The organism is Bacteroides sp. DH3716P (assembly GCF_025914115.1).
In the GTDB taxonomy this organism is placed as follows: domain Bacteria; phylum Bacteroidota; class Bacteroidia; order Bacteroidales; family Bacteroidaceae; genus Bacteroides; species Bacteroides ovatus.
The window spans coordinates 2512184-2537831 of record NZ_CP083673.1 but is presented as its reverse complement, the minus strand read 5'-3'; the positions used below and the strand labels follow the sequence as shown (position 1 = coordinate 2537831).

21 protein-coding genes and 1 pseudogene are annotated in these 25648 nt (G+C 45.1%); 3 read left to right on the top strand and 19 right to left on the bottom strand.

What is annotated here, in order from left to right:
• Positions 1-39: 39 nt before the first annotated feature.
• The 10 genes and pseudogenes from KQP79_RS09435 to KQP79_RS09390 form a co-directional block, all read right to left on the bottom strand.
• Positions 40-1848 carry a reverse transcriptase/maturase family protein gene (locus tag KQP79_RS09435; RefSeq protein ID WP_004310327.1) on the bottom strand — a complete coding sequence of 603 codons (1809 nt, stop codon included), beginning with the start codon at positions 1846-1848 and terminating at the stop codon, positions 40-42.
• A 7-nt stretch (positions 1849-1855) separates the two neighbouring features.
• The gene (locus KQP79_RS09430; RefSeq protein ID WP_007851780.1) at positions 1856-2356 is read right to left on the bottom strand and encodes a hypothetical protein; all 501 of its coding nucleotides are present in this window, start codon (positions 2354-2356) and stop codon (positions 1856-1858) included.
• Between the two features lie 81 nt (positions 2357-2437).
• Positions 2438-3976 (bottom strand): annotated as a pseudogene (locus KQP79_RS09425) (TraG family conjugative transposon ATPase); the annotation flags it as partial.
• Positions 3939-4289: a DUF4133 domain-containing protein gene (locus tag KQP79_RS09420; protein ID WP_004309896.1), complete on the bottom strand. Its 351-nt coding sequence runs from the start codon at positions 4287-4289 to the stop codon at positions 3939-3941. The pseudogene KQP79_RS09425 and the gene KQP79_RS09420, both read right to left, overlap by 38 nt.
• An 11-nt stretch (positions 4290-4300) precedes the next feature.
• On the bottom strand, positions 4301-4567 hold the full coding sequence (locus KQP79_RS09415; protein WP_029425492.1) for a DUF4134 domain-containing protein: 267 nt from the start codon (positions 4565-4567) through the stop codon (positions 4301-4303).
• A 451-nt stretch (positions 4568-5018) separates the two neighbouring features.
• Complete coding sequence (locus tag KQP79_RS09410) at positions 5019-5771, bottom strand: hypothetical protein (protein WP_004309898.1); 753 nt, start codon at positions 5769-5771, stop codon at positions 5019-5021.
• Between the two features lie 4 nt (positions 5772-5775).
• Positions 5776-6189: a DUF3408 domain-containing protein gene (locus tag KQP79_RS09405; protein ID WP_004309899.1), complete on the bottom strand. Its 414-nt coding sequence runs from the start codon at positions 6187-6189 to the stop codon at positions 5776-5778.
• Between the two features lie 11 nt (positions 6190-6200).
• A complete protein-coding gene (locus tag KQP79_RS09400) occupies positions 6201-6980 on the bottom strand; it encodes a ParA family protein (protein WP_004309900.1) in 780 nt (259 codons plus the stop codon).
• Positions 6981-7230: 250 nt separating this feature from the next.
• Positions 7231-7458, bottom strand: a complete 228-nt coding sequence (locus tag KQP79_RS09395; protein WP_004309901.1) for a hypothetical protein — start codon at positions 7456-7458, stop codon at positions 7231-7233.
• Entirely contained in the window at positions 7455-8390 is a 936-nt protein-coding gene (locus KQP79_RS09390) for an amidoligase family protein (RefSeq protein WP_004309902.1), read from the bottom strand. Before KQP79_RS09390 ends, KQP79_RS09395 begins: the two co-directional genes overlap by 4 nt.
• Positions 8391-8675: 285 nt before the next feature.
• Between KQP79_RS09390 and yfcE the strand changes: the two genes are divergently transcribed.
• Entirely contained in the window at positions 8676-9215 is a 540-nt protein-coding gene (yfcE, locus tag KQP79_RS09385; RefSeq protein ID WP_004309903.1) for a phosphodiesterase, read from the top strand.
• 1491 nt (positions 9216-10706) lie between these two features.
• The gene (locus tag KQP79_RS09380; RefSeq protein WP_004309904.1) at positions 10707-10862 is read left to right on the top strand and encodes a hypothetical protein; all 156 of its coding nucleotides are present in this window, start codon (positions 10707-10709) and stop codon (positions 10860-10862) included.
• Positions 10863-11165: 303 nt separating this feature from the next.
• On the opposite strand, the gene KQP79_RS09375 is transcribed toward KQP79_RS09380, so the two are convergent.
• A complete protein-coding gene (locus tag KQP79_RS09375; RefSeq protein WP_004309905.1) occupies positions 11166-12005 on the bottom strand; it encodes a hypothetical protein in 840 nt (279 codons plus the stop codon).
• Between the two features lie 947 nt (positions 12006-12952).
• On the opposite strand from KQP79_RS09375, the gene KQP79_RS09370 reads away from it, so the two are divergent.
• Positions 12953-13168, top strand: a complete 216-nt coding sequence (locus KQP79_RS09370) for an IS3 family transposase (RefSeq protein WP_004312979.1) — start codon at positions 12953-12955, stop codon at positions 13166-13168.
• 92 nt (positions 13169-13260) lie between these two features.
• On the opposite strand, the gene KQP79_RS09365 is transcribed toward KQP79_RS09370, so the two are convergent.
• The 8 genes from KQP79_RS09365 to KQP79_RS09330 all read right to left on the bottom strand — a co-directional run bounded on the left by KQP79_RS09365 (position 13261) and on the right by KQP79_RS09330 (position 25529).
• Positions 13261-14499, bottom strand: coding sequence for a DUF5074 domain-containing protein (locus KQP79_RS09365; RefSeq protein WP_004309907.1), 1239 nt, complete (start codon positions 14497-14499; stop codon positions 13261-13263).
• Positions 14500-14529: 30 nt separating this feature from the next.
• Positions 14530-16872, bottom strand: a complete 2343-nt coding sequence (locus KQP79_RS09360) for a TonB-dependent receptor (RefSeq protein WP_195310753.1) — start codon at positions 16870-16872, stop codon at positions 14530-14532.
• Between the two features lie 18 nt (positions 16873-16890).
• A complete protein-coding gene (locus tag KQP79_RS09355) occupies positions 16891-17346 on the bottom strand; it encodes an HU family DNA-binding protein (protein WP_004318713.1) in 456 nt (151 codons plus the stop codon).
• A gap of 215 nt (positions 17347-17561) precedes the next feature.
• Positions 17562-18821 carry a DUF1302 family protein gene (locus tag KQP79_RS09350; protein WP_004309910.1) on the bottom strand — a complete coding sequence of 420 codons (1260 nt, stop codon included), beginning with the start codon at positions 18819-18821 and terminating at the stop codon, positions 17562-17564.
• A complete protein-coding gene (locus KQP79_RS09345) occupies positions 18821-19606 on the bottom strand; it encodes an outer membrane lipoprotein-sorting protein (RefSeq protein ID WP_004309911.1) in 786 nt (261 codons plus the stop codon). The genes KQP79_RS09350 and KQP79_RS09345 overlap by 1 nt, the downstream gene beginning before the upstream one ends.
• 39 nt (positions 19607-19645) lie before the next feature.
• Positions 19646-21388, bottom strand: a complete 1743-nt coding sequence (locus KQP79_RS09340; protein WP_004309912.1) for an ABC transporter ATP-binding protein — start codon at positions 21386-21388, stop codon at positions 19646-19648.
• A gap of 18 nt (positions 21389-21406) precedes the next feature.
• Positions 21407-23161 carry an ABC transporter ATP-binding protein gene (locus KQP79_RS09335; protein WP_004309913.1) on the bottom strand — a complete coding sequence of 585 codons (1755 nt, stop codon included), beginning with the start codon at positions 23159-23161 and terminating at the stop codon, positions 21407-21409.
• Between the two features lies 1 nt (position 23162).
• Positions 23163-25529, bottom strand: coding sequence for an efflux RND transporter permease subunit (locus KQP79_RS09330; RefSeq protein ID WP_004309914.1), 2367 nt, complete (start codon positions 25527-25529; stop codon positions 23163-23165).
• Positions 25530-25648 lie beyond the last annotated feature (119 nt).

Below are 25648 nucleotides of genomic sequence, written 5' to 3'. Positions count from 1 at the left end.
ACCTCTCGATGTATACGGCTCTCCGTTGATAAATGCACTTTATTTTTCATGTTCTTGTATCTTTGCGTTGCAACTTGGACATACAGCGAGAGTTTTTCGGTTTCTGTTTAGCATTATTCTGTTCCATTCGTACTCCTTTGATAGAGTTTTGAGTGTACGGACGTGGTGCATAACAGTAGGACTTTCTACTCCGCAGAGTTCACAACGATTAGTTTTGAGCCTCTCCACCAATGTTGGAGGTGGCACAATTACGGTAAATGGTTGTGTGTCGCAATTTGTGTTTGCGTTTGTTGTTTGGCGTTTAAATCCATCATCATACAGTATTCGGTACTGTTGTCGCCCTTTATCATCCTTGTATGGGATTATAAACTGCTTGTTTGTCTCGTACTTTTTCTTCAACTTGCTTATTGTACTTCTTAGCTTTTGAGCAAGTGTTAGATACATACTGTACTCCATGATGTAACCAAACTTAGAACATGTGGCAGATACATTATTAGCAATACTGTAATAGTTATAGAACCCACGTATTTCCCAATTGAATTGGGCTAATATATCGTGTGGTTGCATAGCTGTTAAATGTGACCGGGATTTTGGCTTCCAGATTTCTTTGCCGTTTGCTTGCTCGAAACTTATGGCATCGTACTCTTTTAGCTTCTTCTTTACGGTCTCTATTGGCAGCGTAAGCACAACTCTACCATTAAAATCACGCTGGAGAACTCCTTTACGATTTCGTTTCATCGCATAGGATTTCCTCACAGAGAGTTCATACCCAAGAAATTTTGCAGTGTCTTGTGCATGGGTTATCAACGTTTTCTCTGCTGAGAGTTCAAGATTAAGAACATCGCTCATGTATTTCGTGATGTCAGCTTTAATCTTTTCGCAATCTACTTTAGAACCAATAACTCCAATGATGAAGTCATCTGCATATCTTACATACTTCATTCTTCTGTAATTTTCGTCCATATCATGACTACATGGTATATTACGCATCTCTATTTGTAATTTCTTTGCTTTTTCTGTTAGCTCTGCCTTTACACAAGGGTCAGTTTCTACTTTAAGTTTCTTTCTTAGATTTACCGCTTGGGTATTCTTTTGAAAGTAGACTGCATTACGTCTTTTTTTCTCACCTTTATTGAACCTTTCAATATACTCGTTTATGTACTTATCGAACTTGTCGAGATAGATGTTAGCCAATATTGGGCTAATAATTCCACCTTGAGGTGTTCCTGAGTATGTGCGGTTATATTTCCAATTATCAACATATCCTGCATTGAGAAACTTTCTCACCAACCTTAGGAAACGTTCATCTGATATTCGTTCTCGAAGAGTATCTATCAGTATGTTGTGGTTTATATTATCAAAGAAACCTTTAATGTCTCCTTCTATAAACCAACGTGTTCCTGTGAACTGATGTTGAATATGTGTTAATGCAGTATGGCAACTTTTGTATGGTCTGAAGCCGTGTGAGGTGCTTTCAAAATGCCCCTCATAAATAGCTTCTAATATCATACGTGCTACCTCTTGCACTAACTTATCCTCAAAAGATGGTATTCCCAATGGACGGTTTCCGCCATTCTTTTTGGGAATATATACCCTCTTTGCAGGTTTGGGTTGATAAGTCTCATTTTTAAGACTTTCAATAATATGTTCTATTCTCTGAATGCTCATTTGGTCTATTGTTTTGCCATCTGCGCCTGATGTCATGTTACCTTGCTTGGCGTATATACGCTGATAAGCAACATAAAACATATCTTCATTGAATAGGATACGATACAGTCTTTCGTACTTATAGTCCGAAACTTTGCTGTGTAAACATAAAGTGTTTAATACTTTCTCTGGATTTCTCATACGTCTCTCACGTTTTCCTTTGATTTATATTAAAATTATCAACTGCTTCCCTTCGCCATGTACAAGGCTTTCCCCTGTTCGGACTACTATGGAAGCTCCGTTGCCATGCCGAATATTCAAGAGCAAACTCTATAGCCTTACGGCGTTTCGGTTTAGGCAATCCCCATTTAGTTAGCGTAATAACTATTAGCGTGATAGACTGTCGGATGCGACGTTCGCTCTTTTCTCCGTTTATTACGGTTGTGCTGTAATTAGTTCTTGCCTCTTCTCCCGAACGACTGAGAAAAGGTATCACAGTATGGCGTATATAATTGTCTTTCGCCATCGCTTCTTCATTTGCCACTGAGCTATCGTTCAACCAATCAGGCTTCATCCTCGTGTCTATCGTTCCCCCTCGCAATTCAGTCGCAACATGACAATTTGTTGACTTATCGCTTTTCCAACATGCTGCACTCCCCCTCGGGTTTCCCTTTAGGATAAGTTGGCTGGGAGTAGGTTTCCTTTTCATTTTGTTACATTTATGAAATTTGAACTCTAACCTAATCTCTTGCTAAAGAGATATTTACTACGCTTCCATTATGGGCGCACCTTCGGTGAAAAATGGATTAAAAGCTATCGGATGTTTTTCACTATACGTATAATATATGCCATCCTCACCGTTTGTGCGCTGGTGAATCAGGTCACATAATCCCTTGTAACTGTTACCGATGTCGATCAATATAATGTGGGTATTCTGTTCCCAATACTGTCTCACAAGATGGTTCATAAAAAATGACTTGCCCGAACCGGAAGGCCCGATGACCAGCTTGTTACGGTTGGTTGTAATACCACGACGCATCGGTTCGTCCGAAATATCCAGATGCAGGGGCTTCCCGTTTGTCCGGTCTGCCATCTTGATACCGAATGGCGACAGGGAATCCGCATAGTTCGTCTCTTCCGTAAAGAAGCAGACTCCCTGTTCGACGAAAGTGAAAAAGGACTCCTCGGAAGGGAAATCGCCCTCGCCTCCCGGAATACCTGCCCAATACAAGGCAGGTGCGTCAATGGTATTATAACGGGGCTTGCATCCCATCAGGGCCAGAGCAGAACCGGTATCGTTCTTTATCACCTTGAGCTTCTCCCGGCTGTCCGACCATGCCATGACATTGCAATGGCAACGGATGGCGGTCAGCCCGAAGGAATGCGCCTCGTCCAGGTAGGCATCAATCCACTGCTTGTTAAGTTGGTTGGCTCGGCTGTATTTGGAAAGCGAGTGCATGTTGCGTGCCGTCTTCTCAAAGCGTTGCAGGATTTCTGCCGAATCATCGATGAACAGGAACTGGTTGTAAATATGGTTACAGGAGAGCATTAGCCCCACCGGAGCGGCAAAACTTAGACGGCAGTCGCTGCGGTCGGTGGAGTATTTCTCATACCGGGTATCCGTCTGGACGGAACCGGGAAGATCATCCACATCGGAAAGCGTATGTACGCAGAGGATATCATCCCCGATGCGCATCTCCGACGCGCTCATCTGTATATCCTTCAGTGTGGTCGTGTCCTGCTGCGAAAGAGAAAAATACTTTTCAATCAATCCGGCCTGCTGCGGTGTGCCGACTATCTCATCGGTGGTCAACCGCTCCAGACGGATAAAGGCCGAGTCATTCAGGATGCGCTCGAACTGGTCGACACTCTCCAAAAACAGGCTGACCGTTTCTTTGTCCCGGACTTCCTTCGGAATTATATTCCCCCGGCAGAGGATGGAGAAATTGCTCTGGCTGCGGCTGCGTTCCTTAGTCGTCTTGGTGATAAACAGGTAAGAGAAATGATTTAGGAAAGGCCGTTCATTAAAATGAAGTTCGAAAGAACGGTCCAAAAAACTCATCCCGTCTTTCTGCGTGTCGGCCTTGTAATTTTCTTTCAGAAACCAGTCCTGGCGGTGTACTATCGTATAATTCGGCAGTACCTTGACTGCCTTTGTTCATGTGCCGTGCATGGATGCATAATCTGCGGAAGTGACCGTGAACAGCTCCGGAAGAAAGACCTTGAAGCCGATGGTCACGTCCGCGTCTTTGGAGAGAATGCACCCTTCCTCCACGGACAGGATTGGAAACTTACTTTCCAGCGTTGCGGCTTTTAATATATTTCTCATGAATGCGTTTTTTAAATAAGGAAGATATACGTTTGCGATTGATGATATAGGACGGGTGGTACTTGACTGCGGCCAGCTTCATCAAGCCGTTGGGACCATACTTCTTGTTCAGGTGGAACACCCCGAAGATCAGAGAGAAAGCGGAGAGGACACCGAAACCGATACAGAACCACCGGTCAATACCTATCATATAGAAGATGACGAACAGCAGGAAAATGGCCAGCAAGCCCCCGACAAAAAAGTACAGGTATTGTGCCTGCAAGCCGTTGAATTCCACGTTGCGTCCGATTCCCTTGTTGATATTGTATTCCATAGCCTGCTATATTACAGGAAGAAGGAACGAAGGACTGTCGCCGCGACGATGAGGAAGACGCAGGCTCCAAACCAGCTCCCGGCGGTTTTACCGGTGTCGGGGTCGCCGCTACTGAACTTCGAATATACCTTAATGGCACCTATCAGCCCCACAATAGCCCCTGCCGCATATATCAACTTGGTGGCGGGGTCAAAATAACCGGTAAGCATGGATGTGGCCTTTGTTATACCGGCACTTCCGTCCCCTTCGGCATAGGCACTCAGGGTGGAAACAGCTATTCATGCGATAAGAGCAACCGTCTTTTTAAAATGTCTTTTCATATACAATCTAATTTTTTAATGTGAATAAAAACCTTGTTTCAAACAAACCGCAGGAAGTTTCCTGCCTGCGGATTTGTCCTTGCAACCACGATGTCTTTTTAGGATCAACCTGAGTCATAGTAACCAATCATAGATACCTCCGTTTTTAAGGGGTTAATCACTCTTTTAATGTTCGCTCCGGTAAAGGGTAAGGATCAACCGGAATCATAGAAGCCTCTCATATATCTATATCTTCCTTTTAACAGGTTATACACTACGTTTCAAGAACCCGTCCTGCCCGGATCAACCGGAGTCAAAGAAATCTATCATGCTTTTTCGTCTTTTTAGGTTATACATTCTGTTTTAAAACTCGCTGCACCCGGATCAACCGGAATCATAATACTGTCTCATATTCCTTACTTGTTCTATTTTATTGGGGCACATGCTCCGTAATATCAAATTCCCGGAGAATGTCGTCCCTATTCTTTCCAGTCAATAAATGGGGTTCACCCCGGTCTACATACAAACGCATATAGCGTTTCAGTTTATCGCTGCTTCCCAAGACGCTCGCCTGCAGTACCCTTTCCATGTTCGTGCCTTCCAGCTTTTGGAAAGTCTGCCGGGCCTGTTCCTGTTCCGCTTCCGTAAGTTCGTCCGATGCCATTGCTTTCTCAATCATATCCATATCGTCAAAGGTGACACCGGTTGCCCGGTGGGGATTGCTCCGCTGTACGTATCCCGTAATCTCGTAGCGTTCGGGAATCTCCTCTTTTTCTTCACCGGAAGAAGGAGAGGGCTCCTGCATATAATCAATTTCAGGATAATTCAGTTTTTGAAAAAGAGCCGGAACTTCCGGGAATTTCGTATTCTTATCAAGGGGTTCGTGTACTCGGAGAACCGGCTCTGTTTTCTTTTCGGGAGTAAAGGTATCACTCTTTTCTATGCCTGATTCAGGCTGTCCGCTATTGTCATCTATTGTCAGTGAATGTCGCATTTGGTATCGGCTTTTGCCTATTATTCCCGCCTGAGACGGAGCAATTGCCGGATGGATGGCGGCAGGTGCAGTCCGACGTTCCTTCTTGTCCTTTCTGCCTCTCCATGTGAAAATGCTGCCTGTATGCACATACTTTTCAATGCTCAGGTAAGAGGCATAGATGAACAGGATAATAAAAAGGTATTCCATGTCCTTATGATTTTAGTGATTGGTAATACTTCTCCAGCACAGCGTTTATCAATCCGCCGTTCTCTTCGAAATGATGTGCCAGCACCTGGTTTACAAAACCGGCTACGGTCACCTCGCCACGTCCCACCGCCCATACCAAGGAAGAGATGCGGCGATGCAGGTCGGCATCGATATGCAATGATTTACGGGATTTGGTCCTGACCGTATTCAGGAAGGATGCCCTGTAAGCGTCGATTTCCCCGGTGGTAAAGACCGGAGCTTCGCTACTCCCGGCAATCTCCTCTGCCGTATCCTCCGGCTTAGGGGATACACTCGTTGCAGGGGAGTCCGGTCGTATCGTCCCTTTCCTGGCGACAATATCCAATATGGCCTTCTCATCAATGCTCCGAGGGTCAAATTTCTTTTTTCCGCTGTCCATAATTCCTTTTATTATAAGGTATGGGAGGCATCCAGATGTGTTACGGCACATAACTCCTCTATCAGTTCACAGAGACCCGAACCTTTTATCTGGCGGTTGTCGGGAGGGAACAGTGTGGAACGGAAGATACTGTTCTTCAGGGAGCTCAACTCCTTGTTATAGCGTTTGGTATCCGGTATCCGTGACTCCAGCAGGTGTAACTCCGCTTTTTGTATGACACGGTTCCAGGACTCGTAGCTTTCTGTCCGTTCACGCTTGTCGACCATGTTCCAGAAAAGATAGATGCCTTTCAGGTTACAGTTGTGCCTGGCAATCAGTTCTTCCTCCACCACCTCGGCAAACTGGAGGGAACTCTGCATGACGACATTATCGGCCTTTAGGGGGATGAAAATGTAATCTATTGCGGAAATGGTATGGACAACCCCTTCGCTGCGGAGGGTTCCCGGAAGGTCGAACAGTACGACATCAAAGACGGCATCCTGCTCTTCGATGTAGCGGTACAGGTCTTCTATCGCTTTCTCCGGATTGCTTTTGATTACCGGATAGGAACGTTTCCGGATTTGTTCATGCTGCCGGTAGAGGACCACTTTGAGAAAATCACTTTCCTGCACGCTTTCTATGTCCCGGTCACGCATCCGGGAGATGCTGTGCTGGGGGGAGTCGCAATCCACGACACCCACCTTCAAACCTTTCTGGTAGTGAAGGATACTGGCCACCAGAACTGTGAAGGCAGACTTTCCGACTCCTCCTTTCTGGCTGGCAAAGGCAATTAATAACGGTTCTTTTTTCATACGCTTTCTTTATATAATCAGATAAAAATATAATGCTGTAAAACTGTAATGCTTATAATTGTATATCGTTCTACACTGCAAAAGAAAGGAATGCCGGGAAAAGATGAAATACCCTGTCACGGATAGTCATGGATAGTCAGGAATTGACAGGAGGAAACGCCGTCAGGCAGACAGGAAAGGTTGCAATGAAAAAAGAAAAATCCCTGCCTCATCTTTGAAGCAGGGACTAATAATAAAGGAGCGATACCGGTTACCGGACGTAACCGGCGGCTTGCAAGTCCGTCAGGAAATGTTCAGGGGTATCGGTGGCAACTGACACGCCATGCAGCTCCCCGTAACGCCGGGCAAAGTTCTCCATATACTCCTGATCCGTGCAATCATAGTCGAACCGGCTCCCCTCACGGAGCAGCCGGACGAACTCTTCCGGGCTGGCGGCGGTTATCTGACCGCCATCCAGCAAATGATAAGTCTGTATCATACCGCTAACTTTTTAGTTCTAAGTTTAAAAAATAATTTCTGTTTCCCGTCCAGGAAGGGTAACTCCTCCAATGTCATCCGGCTGGGAAGGCTGGATCTTTTCGCAAAGGTAATTAATCCGTTCAAGAACCGGATCCAATTCTCCATCTTTGTGAAATTGGTCGTACCGGAATGCTGGCGGAACTCAACGGTCCGGTGCCTAGAATAAGCCTCAAAATTGACCTTGTGGTATCGGTCATTATTAAAGACCTCCCGCAGGCCGTCTATCGTCCTTACCGATTTGATTCTCTCGTCGGAAACACCGGAGAGGGTTTTGCAGTAGGTATTGTTCCGGCGTGTCCTTGGCATAAAGGCATCAATCAGGTGTTCGAGATGCTTGTAGGTCAAAGTCAGATTCTTCCAGGTGTCCAGATTGAAACCAGCCGCATCCATATGGACATGGAACCCGCAACTGTCATTCACTTTTGCATTACAGATGTCAAGCACCCAGCATACCGTTTCCAGCTCTTTCAGGCCATTCTCACCCACCAGTATCGGGCTGACCAGCTCGAAAGTATTATTTCCCTGCAGGCTGCTGTCCGTCACCAGCTTCCAATGATCCTTGGTCGTGTGGTTATAACCCTCAACGGCAACATGGATACCGGCCTCCCTCAATTCGCGTGCCAGTCTTTCCATATTACAGTTATAGGCTTCAATCTCAATACCGAACTTGTGGGTGAAGGTGTAATCCATCAGGGTGGTTGCTGCCCTGTTCAGCAAGACTCCACCTTCTCTTTCAAGCATTTTCTTCTCAACATTATATACAAAACCATAGTTGCCACGTGTCACCAAATCGGCAATTTCCCTGCGCATCAGGCCCAGACGGAGCAGCTGCTCAATCTTGCTCGTCTTGGTGGTACTCTGTTCTAAGATATTTCTAACTTGTTCGTTCATAGCTTTTTATCCTTTATTATTATACCACTAAGGTAGCATAATAAACCCACATGTCATAGTATTAGAAGCCTTATTGTCAGACTGTTAGCTTAGTTTAGCTAAGGCTAAATACCCTTATTTTATGTATCCGATTATAACATTGCAGCAATCTACAAGGACAGCAATACAGCAATCTACAGTTCAGGGAACCTGTCTTTTTTTCTCATCGTTTCCCCGGTTAGGAAGATTAGATAATTATGCTTATTTTTGTGCATTGAAAACTTAACCCGTAACGAATAGATTATGATGAAATACCTGATTGTGTCCGACATACATGGCTCGTTACCGGCACTGGAACAAGTGCTGGCATTTTACAGGGAGCAGCAATGCGGAATGCTTTGTATTTTGGGAGATATCCTGAATTATGGTCCCCGGAACGGGATACCTCAAGGACTTGACCCGAAAGGGATCGCAGAACGTCTCAATGCGATGGCCGGTGAGATTGTCGCCATCCGTGGAAACTGTGATTCGGAGGTGGACCAGATGCTGCTGGACTTTCCCATCCTGTCCGATTACACCCTGTTGGTGGATAATGGAAAACGTTTCTTTCTCACCCACGGACATATCTACAATGAGGACAGACTGCCGAAGGGAAGGTTCGATTGTCTTTTTTATGGTCACACCCACCGGTGGAAACTTGAACGGACTGAGCATACAGCGGTCTGCAATACCGGCTCCATCACTTTCCCGAAGGACGGGAACATGCCAACATTCGCTATTTACTGTGACGGTACGGTATCCGTTCACCGGCTGGACGGCAGCAGGCTCAAGGAACTTTCTCTCTGATGGGGAATGTATAATAACAGCCTATTATAATTGTAGCCTTTTATAATTGCTTATCCATTATACAAATATAGCAATATCCAAAACGCCAATTATTCAGTTGTCACTGTGTAACATTCCAAGAGACTACAGATATAATAGTATTCGGATTATCCGATTATCAAAATATTCAGTTCTCTGAATATTCAATTATCACGAAAAAGAAGCCATCTGATGTGTCGGATAATCGTAGAATGCTCTACTATTACAGGAAGCTACAGCCTATTCCGCCTCCGGAATATTGGTAAAAAACGCCAACTTTCCTGAAGAAGCAGACCGAAATCGGGAGAGGTTGCCATCGGGAGGGAGGCACCAGTCGGGGCAATCTACAGTTCTACTTAAAAACGTTGTCCCCGTAGAGGGGACAGCAAGTTGTGTTTTCGTTTAACGAAAACCGGACGGTTTAACGGCATATTCCGCCGCCAAACCGTTCCTCAGAATATAGCTCCAGAGTCGCAAATTCAGCCAGAAAGAAACTGCATGTTGCAAGAGTTATTTATTGATATCTTCCTTTAAAGACTTGATTCTTTTATTATTAATCATTCTTCCCGGCTTGATTGAACTAAAAATAAAAAATAACTGTTACCCCAATTCCAATTGCAATGAATTTGGTTTTGGCATTTATCATCTTTAGTAGCTGTAATACATCCTTCTAAACTCTTCCCCTTGGTCTTGTTGGTCTGGTAACATGTTTGGATGGTCCCTACCAGAACTTATAGTTAAAGTAAAAACGGAATTGTTTTTTGTAATATCCCTTACAAAAAATAGGAAGTCCCAAATTAGATTCTGAATAATTAATTTTAAAGGCATTCTTTATGTCATCTAAAGAATTAAAAAATAGATTGCCATCTCCTTTTGTATCATCAGAAATAAGATATAATGTGATAATTGATTTTTGTAATATTTCTGTGTCTTTAGGGGAAAAACTTTGAAGACTTGACTATATCCTGTATTTTACAGGAAAGTATAAATTTGGACTGTGAACTAGAAATAAATTAGGGGATCTTTTTATTGGGGAGAACGTATGAACTGGTATATATTGGTATTGATAATTGACGTACCAGCTGTGCATCTGTCCATTTTCTATCTCGGTAGCGATATACAAGGTTGGAAGATGAATACAGAAGGGGTTGCACAAATGAGAAGAATTTAGTGGCTATACTGTTTTCGCTGTGCTGTATGCTGGCGGGAAGGATACTCCTTTTGGGAAAGTAGAAAGATAAAAGGCAGTCGGGCACTAGAGATAAAAAGTGAGAGGAGCTCCATAGAACGGAAGCTCTCCTCTTTTATTTTTTTATTTTGTACTAAGTTATAAGATTCCGGCTTGTCACAAGCAAGAATAATATAAGCAGATTCCTGTTTCACAACAGATATCTATGCCGCAAAGATACATGAAATATATATTAACACAATGATTTAACGGGTTTTGTTGGGGAAGCTGTCTGTGACGGGGGAATGGACGCTAAGGTGCTTGACATACTGGAGAACTGCTTCGAGTGGAACAGGGACAGGAAACTGATACGGAAAATAAGGAAAGAGGTGGAGGACTTCGAGCGTTGGACGGAAATGAAGGCGGCAGAAATGCTGCGTGCCAAGAGGCAGCAAAAATAAATCTCATTTATATCATATTATGCAATATACAAAGCTGATAAAATATTCAAAAAAAAATATTTTATCAGCTTTCAAATAATGAATTACTACATAACCTACATTAAGAAGTGCATTAGTATATAGAAAGTAGTGAATATACACTAGTTACGATAAGCCGAGTTTTTTTTACTAAAGATGGTGGCGAAGATTCTTGTTTCATTACTTCTCTGTCATCGAAATATGAAGTTAAAAACATAATTGTCAAAATCAACAAACGTGTATACTGTTTTATAATTAATATAATTAAGGTTAATACTGAATACGTTAAAAGTCAAAAGTGCCATGTTTATAAGAGGACCGGGAAGGTTTATAATAATCCTCACCCGGGGTCTGGGGTTGTATAAAATCTTGTCTGAATATTTCTGTAGGATTATCTGTAATTAAATCTGCATCATGGGTATATATGTTAAAATAGCACTCTGGATCTGTTTTTTGGTTATATGGTCCTTCTCCCACAAAAGAAAATTTGTAAAAACCAATTTTTTCTCCGTCTTTTCTGACTGTAAGGAACCAGACATTACCACTACTTATCGTTTTAAATCTCAATCCGTTTAATGATGAATAAGTTTCCTCTATAAACTGGCCATTCAAATATGTCTGTTTTTTACAAGTAAAAGGTGACTCAAATCTACCACCTTCAGCTGGTAGAATAAAAGGATTCTGTTCCGAATGGATTTTATACACAAATGTCAACTTTCCTTTATCTATAATTAGTGGAATTTTTTCTACTTTTATGCCATTAATAGTAGAGTAAGAAATCTGTAAATCAGCATTCAAAATTTTATCTTCTTTATTAATATTTGAGGTTATATTTAATACTACCTGATCGCCCTCCACTTTTGTTTCTATATCAGAAAAAAGAGTTTTATCAAATTCTACCGAAACATCCCTGGGAATAATCGGAACCTCTGAACTTAAAACATCATCTATTAATGTTTTTTTTATAATCGTAATCGTAATAATACGTTTCTCTCCAAGACAGCTAAACGGTTTGGATGCGTCCTTACTTGTTAATACTTGATACTCTGTTTTTCTATTGTTTTCCTCTTTTTGACAGGATAACAATGCTAAAGAAATAAACAAAAGAATAAATACCTTTCTCATATTAATGCAAATTAGTTACTATAAATAAAAGTAATATTTAATATTGTTGAAACCTCAACATCTGATACAAACTCTTTTGCGGAATCAACAAATTCATTTTTACTATTATAAGATAATTGAACAACAAGTATTTTGTTTTGAGAGCTTTATTTTGACCATTATCTTTTTTATCTTATTGGTATGATTATAAAACATATACTACAATTCTGGAAGAAGAATTGAATGTCCTTATAATGCAAAAGCTTTTTTACTAGATAAAATCAATAATATCATATTGTAAATATAAGGCTAAATCTGTATTTTACAGTTATAAAAAAAAACTTTAAATCTAACAAATAAATTTATATATGTATTATAATCAAATTCTTAAGATTAAAGTATCCGGAATTATCTAACATAAAACTAACATTTATATTTTAAAATAGAATCAGCTCACAAGCTATTTCTAGCTAAGCATTTCCGGTACCGTGAATGATGATTTCGGTCTGGTTACCGGTGCGTCAGTCTTCGTAAAAGGTACAAGCAACGGTTGTATCACCGACTGCATTAGCCAATGTATCTTCCGAAGAAACCTTGGTCATTTCATTCATTGGTTATCAAACACAAGAAGTTCCGGTAAACAATTAGCGGAAGTTTTTCATCAACTTAAGAGAGGGCTCACAACAACTGCAAGAAGTAGTGGTAATGGCAATGGGTTATGGTGATGTCCGCTGCAAACACCTAACAGGTTCTATCGTTAAAGCAGACATCAAGTTATTTGGGGATATTCCTAAAAAAATAAAATGTAAGAGGGTGCACTTCATCTTGAACAAGTATATGACATGCTCGATAAAGCATTTGATAAGTGTGATAACCTTGACGGACTCGTACTTCATTCTGATCAAGGTTAGCAATACCAACACTTCGGATATCGGAAAAGGCTTGAAGAGCATCATATAATTCAAAGTATGTCGAGAAAGGGAAACTGTCTGGACAACTCTATGATGGAGAATTTTTTCAGAATTATGAAATCTGAACTTCTATACGCTGAAAAGTTCGAGTCTCCGGAAGACTTCACAAAGGCTTTGGAAGGATATATAGATTATTATAATAATAAAAGAATTAAGTCCCGGTTAAAAGGAAAGAGTCCAGTACAATACCGAACTCTTTCTATAACTGGATAGTGTTTAACCAGTCCAAATTTTTGGGGTCACTTCATCAGTCGGACACCCTCTTTATTTTTGGAAGGAGGCTATCCCGAACTCGCGTTATAAGTTTAGTTGCCGAACCACTCTATAGCCATGGGATTTCCTATGGTGGTTATCATAGGAATAGGATTAATCTTATCTGTCTGAGGATTGAGATAATAGATGCCTTTTGTTGTCGTTGAAGCATTGGCGATTGCCAAACCGTCTTTATATTTAGACACTAACACGCCATAGCCATTGGACAAATCCAATCCTTCTATTTTCTTCATCTTCTGATTGTATAAATCAAAGACTACAGCTCGGCTCGCTATAGCGCCATGTCCCGTTTCTCCTGGTTTGTAATAACCGGGAATATCAATGTATCCGTAGGCTTTGCCATTGGCTGCATAACAAATTGAAGCGGCAAAACCAGCTACTTTCTCTTCTCCTTCGATAGAAGCTCCGGTTATCGTCCAATGGTATGTTGGATCAAAGTCTGTTTCTCCTTTCTTAATCCGAAGTATGCCGGCCTTATGACCTGCCACCATTCCGAAGTTCCCGAGACAAGAAATGTATATATCGCCTTTTTCATCCATGAATAAAGACTTGGGGTCGATCGGACGTGTGGCTTGAGAAAAACCACTGGTTTTCTCTGAAATCATCTTGACCAACTTGTCCGTCTTGGTGTCAATGACGGCTACATCTGCTTGTTTGTAATTCTCAGGGCTTGTCCAACCTCCCACCATCTGGCTTAGACCAGCAAACACATATCCGTCACGCTCAATCATGATTCCGATGTCCGGATTATTATCTTGAATACCCAAAGAGGTCAGGTTGATCTCTCCTGTCTTCTGCATCGTTTCGGGATTAAATATGTAAATCAGTCCTAGTCCGGCAAGCGATAGATAGGCTTTTGTGGAAGATAGTTTGACAAGATTGTTGGCACTGTTATTGGCAGGCAATTGCAAGCTTCCCTCTCTTTGTAAAATTCCATTCGTGCGACGGTATTTAATCAGTTCGTTTTTGTCCATTGTCAAATGATAGCTTGGGAAGACATAGACTTCCTGACCTATTATCATAGGATAAGAACTGCCAAAGGGAACATTTATACCATTGTTGTTATTGGTAGCCATCGTCTTGCCTAATACAGGCTCATCAATGAGTTGCATATAAACCGTTCCATCCATACCTGTTGCATTGGGTAGGGCTGTTGTTAGGAGAATCTTTCCCGAACCTCCTGCAATAGGATTGTCCGGATCATTCTTGTCACATGAGTTAAGGCACAATGCAGCGAATATCGCTGCTACAAAAAATACATTCTTTTTCATTTCTTTTTTTGTTTAATGATTGTTAATTTGTTACTTAAATACGTATCTGAATCTGATAGTGAAGCTACGTCCGGGTAAAGGACGGTTAAACTCGCTGATCATTTTTGTATCGGTCAGGTTGTTTATTTTTCCCATAATGAAGTAGCGCCCATTGCCAAAGCTTTGCTCAAAGCCTATATTGCACGAGAGGGCTCGAGGTATGCGATGCTGCTGGAATTGGCTTTGTTCGAAGTCGTACAGATATTCTTCCACAAATGAAGCATCGGTGAATATGCGCGTATTCATCCCGCTGCCTCCGAACAGATTTTCTTTGTGAAACTCCAATCCTGCGTTTGCCATCAGATAGGGTATATTGGGCATACGGCTACCTTTGGTAGGGTTGGCAACAGTTGTATTTTGTTCATACTTACGCACATCTCGCAGATCTTGGTAAGTGGCGTTCACATAGCCATAGAGCCACCGTGTCATGTCGGCTTTCACCTCTGCTTCCATACCAAGAGTCCGCATCTCGCCGAAGTTCTGATACTGCGACTGCAAGAATCCGCCCGTAAAGCGAATCATGTCTTTGAGATGCATATAGTATCCGTTCAGTTCAATCTGTAAGTTAGAGGAGGCTTTTCCAGTTAAATCGAATAACATTCCTATGTTGACACTTATATTGCGTTCGGGAGTGAGATTGCCGGCAGGAGCTATCACGTATCCATCACCCAACAGTTCCTCTTCCGATGGAAGCCTTACATCATATCCGAACGAAGCTTTTGCCATCAGACTGGGTGTGATGCGGTAGCGAAGTGCATTGCTGATGCCGAAATCATTCTTGTGTGTGTCTATATCCTCTGCTGTCTTTACCAGGACACTTGCCATCCGCGTTTTCATCGAGTAGTAGTAATACTTGACGTTGAAAGAGTTAAGGAACTTATCGTTCGAGGTGCGATAGTCGTAATTCAAGCCTGCCACCCAACTGAACATATTGCTTGGAAAGTCGGTACGATAACCTATGACCTTGTCCTTCATCCCATCACGAGGGTTGGCATGAGCGTATTTCAGCAAAGAGTTGAAGTTTACCGAATGGTTCTCATTGACAAGATAGTTGAGATTCAATTTGTGCTGCAATTGATGCTTTTCATTCGTCAATAATGAAGCCCATTTGCCGATTTCGCCGCCGAATTCGGAAACTGCCGGATAATGCGTTCCATCCCAATGTGTGCGGTGCGAGGCGGTATCGGCAAAATGATAGTCGGTATAGATATACCCCAGCTGCCAGTCCAAGTCCAGGCCGTCTAAGAGGAAGTTTTCTTTCTCCATCTTATTGGCGAAAATAAAGGCGTTGGAATGGCTGTGTGCATGCCGGATGTTCGATTCTATCCCCTGTATATCTTTGTAAGTATGTATGAAAACGGGTTCAAACTCCACCAAGTCAAACCACCACTTCCGTGCCTTAAAGCTACCGCCGATGACTGTTTTTTTAAACTTGTCGTGATCGCGGGTTATAGTAAGCCCCTCTTGAAAAGGAGACTTCATCTTGTAGTCGTTGTCGGCATAGGTATAAAAACCTCCCAGCCCGAACTCGATTCCTTTTGGGGCAATGTTCATCTTGCTCACAACGGATGCATTGTGCGTATTGAAACTGCCGTAAGAATAGTTCACGTCCAAATATTTAGGCGGATACTCTTTGATGACAATATTGACCGCACCACCTACGGCAGAACCTCCGAACTTGGCAGGGACAACTCCTTTGTATATCTCGATGCGGTCGATCATTTCGACCGGAATATCATTGATGTCGATAAAATCGGAATTGTCGTTCATCGGATTCCCGTCAATGAAAAGCCCGATGCGTTTGCCTTCCAGTCCGCGCACCGATATGCGAGAGATACTGCCCGTTCCACCCGTGGCACGCACGGTGATTCCGGCAGTTTTTGCCAGAATGTCTTGTACATTGTTAACCGTTCCTTGTATCTGGTTCATGCTGATAACGGATATGGGCATGGCCTGCTCCCGTAACTTACGGGCTTCGCTCTTACCCATCACTACCACCTCGTCCAACGATTTTGCTTCGGCTTTCAGGCGGATGATGATTTTTTTCCCTCTCTCTTTACCCACCGTGAGCTTGCGGGTTTGCGTGTGGTAGCCTATAAACCTTACAGTAAGCGTATAAGTGGCTGCGGGAACATCGGAAAGTAAGAACTCGCCATGCCCGTCTGTCACAATGCCCTTTTTCAGCTCTTCGATGAAGATGGTTGCGCCGGGCAGTGGTTCTTCGCCTGCATTGTCGATGACCACGCCTGCAATCCGTCCTCCACCTGTTTGGGCGGACACGCTGATACCTGTGAGCATCAGCGTGAAAAAGAAAAATAATACTTGCTGCTTCATTGTTTCTTGTTATGAATATTAAAGAGCAGAATCGGGTGCTTCGGGCAAATCTCCGGGATTCGGACTCGGTTTAGCCGATCCGGCCTCGCTTTCACGTATCACCACATGCTGTACGTTTTTTGCCTGATTGCGCATTTCGAGTTTGGGAAAAAACTGAATGCGTGGTGTTTTGAGAGTTTCGGCGGTAACGGCTTTTTCCGTTTCCACGCGTTTCCCGTTGGATACAACCTTAAATGACCCGAGGTTGGCCAGGTCAACGGTTCTGCCGCTGAGCATCTCTTCACGTACGATTTTCGCCAAGGCGGTGATGGCTGACCGCACGTCGGCACGGCTCAGGGCTGTGGCATTGACAATCCGATCCTCTAGCTGCTTGGTGGTAATCTTGTCTTGTGCAATGGGAGAGGCGTAATACATGGTTTTGCCCTTGTGTTTACCGATGCGCATCTCTTCTTTTTTTACGTTGTATAGTAACATGACTTTTGATGTTTTTGATGGTTATACTTTGAATAATTTTGCTGTTCTACTTAAACAGCTTCAGTAAACGGCTTTGATCGCTCCATTGGAACGTCTTTCACCGTTTAACTTAAACGATTCCGATTGCTTAAGTCCGCATTCTCTTTAACTGCTGTCGTATGTCTTCTTCATAATCTTTTCAAATTTTGTTTATGGTTATTAAAATGGTGTGGATCTCAAAAGCAGTATTTAGCCTTTGCCCATACTTCCGAATTGTGCTTATACGGGCCGAACATACCCTCGCTTCCTCCGAACCAGTCGTAGCCTGCCAAGAGGTGGATGTGGTCGTTCAGGGCATAGTCAGCCGTGAAACGGCTGAACCAGCCCTTGTGGTTGAGGTCGAAATAGGTGAAGTCGGAAAGCTGTAAGTTGCTGTCCAGTAACTTCTTCGACACGCAGAGCGTAAGGAGCGAATTATGGCGGGGCTGTGCGACGTAGCTTTCGTACTTGAAAATACTCTCGGAAGAGAACTGAGCCATCACTGTCCATTCATGAGGGGCATACCAGTCGGCCCCCACCAACCAATTGATGGTGTTGAATCCTTTTTGAGGGGTGGAGGCGGCTTGCTGTATGTAGCTGAAATGCTTCCCGAGGTTGAAGGCCGCTTCGCCGCGCAGCACGAACTGTCCCAAGGGCTTTGAGACATCGCCTCCGACGAATCCCATGCGGTAGTATCGGGGCGAAACCGTAAGTTGGGAGCCCGATGGTTTGTACTCGATGACGGGCATCTTGTTCCACGTATGCAGCGCGGCAAGCGAGAAGTCTACCCCCGGCAGGGCGAAAGAGAGCCTGCCCCCGTATTCTACGTTGGAGAGGCGTAGCTCGGGGCGGCTTCCCTCCGCGTCCCAGACAAGGGACCGGGGTGTTTCTTTAGGCAACACGCTCCACGGATTGGCGGCATCGGTGGGCAGCTTGTATCCTTCGAAAGTGGGAACGGCAAGCAGTTCGAGCTTTATCTTGTCGTTGAAGACGAAGAACCGCAGGGCATTGACGGGCATGCGGATGTCGTCGTAGTCTTGCGCCAAGAACTCGGTCATATCCATGGGTGAGACGAGGTCGGTGATACGTACGCCGTCGGCCGCACCCCAGATGACAAGTTGTCGCCCGAGACGAAAGCCCCAGTGCTCCTGCCGATGGTCAAGGTATGCTTCCCGCAGTTCAAAGCCGGTGCGCTCTTTCAGCAAGGCGTTGTAGGTAGCGTTGAACGAGACGAAGAGCGAAGAGCCTGCGAAGTTTTTGCCGACCTCGCCCCTGAGTCGGGTACGGGAAGACATCCAATCGTTCGGCTTTTCGGAGCGGAAGGCGTGGTAGGTGTCGACAAGGCCTTTGAGCTGCCACGACGATTCGCCCGCTCCTTGTCCCCAAACTCCATGCACGGGGCAAAACAGAAAGACCGAGAGGCAAAGCCCCGCGGAAAGACGATTGAACGCTTTCATCAGAACCTGCCTTTCTCTAACGTGGTCACGTTAAACTTGCTCTCCTCCATGGGAATGTTGTACGTCGGATTCTTGATTTCGAGAACCGTCTGATGCTCGGTTTGCACGTTGGTCATGTGCATCTTCCGGGCTACCCAGAAGCCCTCTACCTTGGCAATATCCGACATCTCGAGACGACGGTGCAGCTTGCCCATCTTGTCGTAATATTCCACCCTGACAGGTATCAGACAGTCCTGACGTATCAGGGCCGTTTTCCTGGAGTAAATATCACGCTTGTCCTTAGGCAAGGATTCCAGTTTCCAGCACTTCTGTCCGTCGACGGTTTCTTCGCCCAGGAGCGTGTGCGTATCCTCGTCCACGTTGCGGCTGCCCATGTCGTCGTAGGTAAAGTCGCTACCCATAAAGTAGTCTTGCTTGGCAGACGAACCGCTGATACGGCGCGTTTTCTTTATGGCGGGCAGATAGAGCCATTTGTCATCGTCCTTGTTTAGCTCATCATAATCCCACGTCAAGAAGCCCGTCCCCTTTACATCGCCGGGATATTGGAAGAACATGATGCTCTTGCGGTCTTTCTTTTCTTTGCCCACATCGATGGAGTAGGAAATGAGCTTGCGTTCGCGCACCGCTCCGCGTTTGTTGATTAACGTCATAACCATTTCAGACCGACGGGTATCGCCGTCGGGACGGTCTTTTACCTTTTGGGCAATCTCTCTGCCCGTTTGTGCGCATGTTGTGGCAGCGAACCCCACCACAAGCATGGCTACTACTGCGATTGATCTCTTCATTTGTCCTTTTTCTTTATAATTGATTCTGATTGATTCGATTTATATTCCGGTCTCCTTCTGCCGTGCTACCATGCGGGCAAATTCGCCGTTTCGGGCAAGCAGTTCGTCGGGTGCTCCTTGTTCTGCGACGGTTCCGTCTTTCAGCACCACGATATGATGAGCGTTGGCAACGGTGCGCATACGGTGTGCGATGATGACGACGGTCTTGTTCTTGATCAACTCCGATATACCGGCCTGTATCAACGTTTCGTTCTCTACGTCCAGACTTGCCGTTGCTTCGTCCAAGAGGATGACAGGAGCATCTTTGAGAAGCGCACGGGCAATGGATATGCGTTGGCGTTCGCCTCCCGATAGCGATTCTCCGTTTTCGCCTATCAAGGTGTCGTAACCGTTGGGCAGCCGGGCGATGAACTCATCGCAACGGGCAAGACGTGCTACCGCTTTCACCTCTTCCTCGGTAGCGTCTTTCTTCCCGATTTTGATGTTGTCCATGACGGAAGCGTTGAAAAGCAACACGTCCTGAAAGACTACGGCATAGTTTTTCAAGAGCATTTCGGGATCTATTTTTGAGATGTCCCGTCCGCCAAGTGTGATCTTTCCGCCATGAATATCCCAAAAGCGGGCAGCTAATTTTGCCGAAGTGCTTTTGCCTCCCCCCGAAGGTCCCACAAGTGCCGTTACTTTGCCTTGCTTGGCAGTGAAAGAGACGTTGCGCAGCACCTGCTTGCTTGTCTCGTAAGCAAAATCGACCTTGTCAAAACAGATGTCGTAACCCTCTACCGTGCAATCCTCATCGCCTTGCTGTGCGGGCATGTCGTTCATCTCACGTATGCGGTCGATACGCACATCGAGTAGTATCAGTGTCGCCATATGGTTGAACACGTCCATGATGGGGTTGTAGATGCTGGCTACAACGAGCAGGAAGACCAAGTAAGTGAACATGTCGATGCTGCCCAAACCAAGTAAATAAGCTCCCGCAATGATAACGCTTGCCAAACCAAGTTTCAGGATAGACTGTGCACTGCCCACAAGCCCCGCTCCGAGAAATTCGCCTCGCTGCAGAGTGGCTTCATATATCTCGAGCTGTTTGTCTAAACGGTCGCAATAGGCTGCCTCTCCGTTGTACGATTTAATCTCCTGCGCCGCTTCAAGCCCTTCCTGTATCTGCTCGGTCGTATCACGCCTTACGTGATAGTACTCCTTATTAGCTTTATCCATAAGCCTTTTTCCTAAGAAGATGACCGTTGTCGCTACCGGTACGACCCCAAAGAGAGCAAGGGCCAGTTGCCAGTTGTAGAAGAACATCCCGGTGGCAATCAAGATAATGCTGATGACAGAGGCGAAGAGTTGTGGAACTGTGTGAGAGAAGAGGGTTTCCAACATGTTACAATCCTCCATCATCGTAGCGGTGAGATCCGAAAGATTCTTTTCTCCGAAGAAAGCCAAAGGCAATTTACGCAGCTTCTCGGCAATGCCAATACGACGGTTGGCACTCTCGGTATAGATTTTCGTGTAGGTGCTCTTGTACTGTATCATCGCAATCACAAAGAGTACCGTCATAAAACAGAGAGCCGTCAGCACGTAGTACCAGAGCCCGTGCGTCGTGCTGTTCCCGGCTTGGATAACAGGGTGCAGGTAATCGGTGATGAACAGAAAGATGAAGATTACCGGCAGCATCAGTGCCAGGTTGAGAAAAAGAGAAGCTATAACCCCTTTTATAAAGGTCTTTGCCCCGTCTTCCGATAAGGTGAATCTGTGTTGAAAATATTTACTAATATTCATAATGTTGTCTCCTGAGGTTTATACCGTCCATGTCACGGTTCGTTGATATTCATTCCACATGCTGTTATAGATGCCGTTTCGGGCTATCAACTCGCTGTGTGTGCCTTCTTCGGCAATCTTGCCTTGTGCTATCACCAGTATCTTGTCGGCATCCTGTACGCTAGTCAGATGATGGGCGATCATCAACACTGTCTTTCCTTTTCTCAGCTCGTGCAGGGCTTTTTGTATCAGGTGTTCGTTTTCGGGGTCGGCAAAAGCTGTTGCTTCGTCCAGGACAACAATCGGCGCATCTTTCAAGATGGCCCGGGCCAAGACAATGCGTTGCTGTTCCCCTCCCGAAAGGAATGTTCCATCTACTCCTATCTTCGTGTTCAATCCGTTGGGTAGCCGGTCGATGATCTCCCGACTTTGGGAAAGGTCTATGGCACGTTGCACGGCTTCATCACTCGCTGCCGGATTACCGTATTTGATGTTCTCCAGCAAAGAGGTCTTGAAGAGTTTTGTATTCTGGAAGACGAAAGCGATGTGGTTCATCAGGTTGTCTTTGGCAATGTTTTTCACATTTATTCCGCCAATCGTCACACTACCTGCTGATACGTCCCAAAAGCGGGGAATGAGTTGGGCAATGGTGGTCTTCCCTCCTCCCGATTGCCCCACAAGGGCAAAAGTCTTCCCTTCGGGGAGGTGGAAGCTGATACCGTCTACGGCATTTTGACCGGCATTGGGATAGGCAAACGAAACGTTCTCGAATGTCACATCGCAAGCGGTGATTTTCTCCGGATTTTCGGCTATTGGGAGTGGTTCGCTACTCGTCAGGTTTTCCACCCGGCTTATGGCTTGATCTGCCAGAAACATATCTTGTTGCAGATACATCACTTTCATCACATTGGTTGCTATCACCGGAGTAATCAGCACATACAGGAACATATCGGTGATGATGGGGGCAATGTTTTCGCTTTTGTTGCCGATAAGCAATATGACTACGGGGACAAGTAGGAAAGCAAAGCTATTGATGGCCACCGTGTAGAGTGACATCGGCTTTTGCCAACCCAGCGTGTATTTGGTAACTAAATCCCGGTAGGCGATGATGCTGTCGTAAAAACGTTTGAAAGAGAATATCGTTTGCTGGAACACTTTCACCACCGAAATACCACGTACGTATTCCACCGCTTCGCTGCTCATATGCTCTTGTGCTCCGAGGTATTCATTTTGGAACGCCTTCTGAGCAGTTGTATTCATCCGTGTCATGATGAAGACAGCCGCCGTGAGGGGGATCAGGCACGCCAGACCAAGTTGCCAGTTGAAGACGAAGATCAATATTATAACCGACAGCGGGGCTATAAAACTCCCCGCCAGGTCGGGCAAGAGATGTGCGACAAACGTGTGGGTTTCAGAAGCATTTTCATCAATAATCTTACGCATCTGTCCGCTGGTATTCCGGTCGAAGAAGCCAAGCGGCATCTGCATGATTTTTCTCATAGCCGTACGTCGCATATTGGTTTCTACCCGGAACGCCGCTAAGTGCAAAAGCATCAGCCCGGCAAAGTAAATGACAAGGCCGGCAACGGCTGTGCCTACCGCCCACCATGCATAGACGTTGATAGGGATTCCTGAGGCAACGCTGCCAGTCAATAGTAGCGAGCGTACGATAAGCCAAATGAAGATGAACGGCATAAGCGAGAGCAGACCGCTTAATCCCGACAGTGTCAGGGCTATGGGCATAAGCACCTTGCGTTTGCCCATGTAAAATTGAAGTTTCTTTAATGTATTCATATTAATTGATTGTTTCATTGGTTTCTATCTCTTTCCCGAATAACCGGAACTTTTGGAATAACACGGGTGTAACGCAGAGGTCGGCCACGAGTGCCGATACGATACCCGCTACGGAGAGCAGACCCATGTGTATAAAAGAGAGGCCTTCGGAAGTCATGTAAATAGCGAAGTTCGCACATATCACGACACTGGTCAGAATGATTGGTGTCCCGATCGTACGGAACGAGCGGAGAATGGCATCCCGATAATTACCTCGACGGTCGAACTCCAAATGCCCGTGGTTGATGAAGTGAATGGTGTCGTCGACAGCCAAACCGAGGATCATCGGCATAATGGTTGCGGTCATCATATCCAACGGGTAGCCCAGCCATCCCATCAGTCCGCCGACCACCAAAGCCGGAGTGATATTGGGTATCAAACCGATAAGCCCGATGCGTACACTGCCAAAGACCAACATCATTAGGATGCCGATAATAAGGAGAGAGATGGCAAATGAAACCATCTGCCCGCGAGCCACGTACTGCATCATCACGGTAAATTGCGGAATACTACCCACTGTAGTGACAGAAGCTTCGGGGAAGAGCCTGGCGGCATTGGCTGCAATATCGTTCAACTCTCGTTCTACCTCGCCGGAGTCAAAACTGCTGATCTCCACCATCAGGCGCAAACGTCGATAGTCGTAATCGATCCAATATTCCGCTTCGCTACCGCCTGCATTCTCGTAAAGGAGCAGCAGTTGTGCCACCTCTTCCGGATTCGTCGGAATACGATAATAAGCCGCATCTCCTTCGTGCAGGGTTTGATTCAGGTCTTTTAGGATATTCAGCACTGTAGTCGTTCGCTTGGTTAGCTTATAGCCTTCGGCCTTTTGTGCCAGAGAGTCTAAGCGTACAAGCATTGCCGGCGATTTTGTCAAGCCGTCTTCGGGCAGGTCTATCATGACGTCGTAGGTGTAGATGGATCCCAGTTCGCTTTCACCTACTTCCAGCAGATTGTTTACATAGGCTATTTTACGTCCCATGGTGCGTTCTATGTCAAAGGCGGTCTCTATCTTGGTGAATTGATAAATGAGTGCTGCGGTAAGCAGCCCTGCAATCCATAGGATCAATGTGCCATGCCGGAGTACGCTTTCTCCCAAACGCCCCAGTTGATGGTCGAGCCACCGTCCGCCGGTTTCCTGCACTTTGGGATGAGGTTTGCCGTTCTTGCCAAAACTCAACAGCACGGGCATCAGTGTAATGGCAATGAAGAAAGCCAGCATCACGCACGAGGAGGTAGCGATACCAATGAACCGCATGGGCTGCATCGGAATAGCGAGAAACGACAGCAGGGCGGCAAAGGTGGTGAGTGCACTGAACAACACAGGCCAGCCCATTTCACCCACGGTCTCTTCTACGGCTCGTCGACGTTCTCCGTGTAGAAGGAATTGCCGTTTGAAATAGGAAAAGATATGTATGTTATAGGCTATCGAGACGGCAAACGCCAACAGCATAGGTATCATCATCATACCGCTGTCTATCGTCATGCCGACATATCCCAACAGTCCATACACAATCACAATTGAGCCTGCCGCCGTGATAAGTGGAACGACAACGCCCCGTAGGGAGCGTGTTATGAGTAACAAAATAAGAATGGAAACGAGTGCGGCAATGCCCATCACACGGGGCATCTCTTTGCCAATCCATTTCATCTTCATGGCGGTAACGTAGGGCAAGCCTGTGCCTTTGGGATGGAGCTTTTGGTATTTGTCTTTAGTGATGATATGCTCCAGCTCATTCCCCGTTAGCACTTCAGGAGAAACGGCATTCTTACCTTTATTCCACACTGAATCTTTAGGAAAGGTACGCAACTTGAGAATAATCCACGAGAGCGTACCATCTTTGGAGACAAGCCGCTCGGCAATATGTGGCTTCATATAGGCTTTGCGACGTATCGTTTCCAGACTTGCCGCATCAGTGGGAATAAGGTCAGGCACTATCTGCTCGATAGTCATTCCTTCTTCATTCCCTACCATAAATTCGATGTCAGTGAGCGAAGTGATTTTGTCGGCGTATGAAATGCTATCCATCATTTCGTTCGTGAGTTCGCGGATGAGCTCTAAGTTCTCTTTCATAAACGAATTGTCGCATTGGGTCAGTACGGCGGCAAAATTGTCATTGCCGAATATATCCTTGAATTCTTTGGTCTTGACAAGCATCGGGTCGTCTTCGAGGAAGTAGTTTTCCCACGAAGCACTCACCTTGAAATATCTTAACCCTGTAAATCCTATGGCGAAGACGAGGATAAACAAGCTTAGTACAAGCCATCGTTTTTGTACCATCCATCTGCCCTGACGGGCAAACCAGTCATTGATTCTTTCTATTTTCATATCGTTTGTTATTGGTAAGTTCATTCATTTCAACACATTCAGCAGCGTGACGAGAAATAGCTTTCCACTTTGGGGCTACATATGATAATGGTGACAATGTGCGTGGACACAAGAATGCT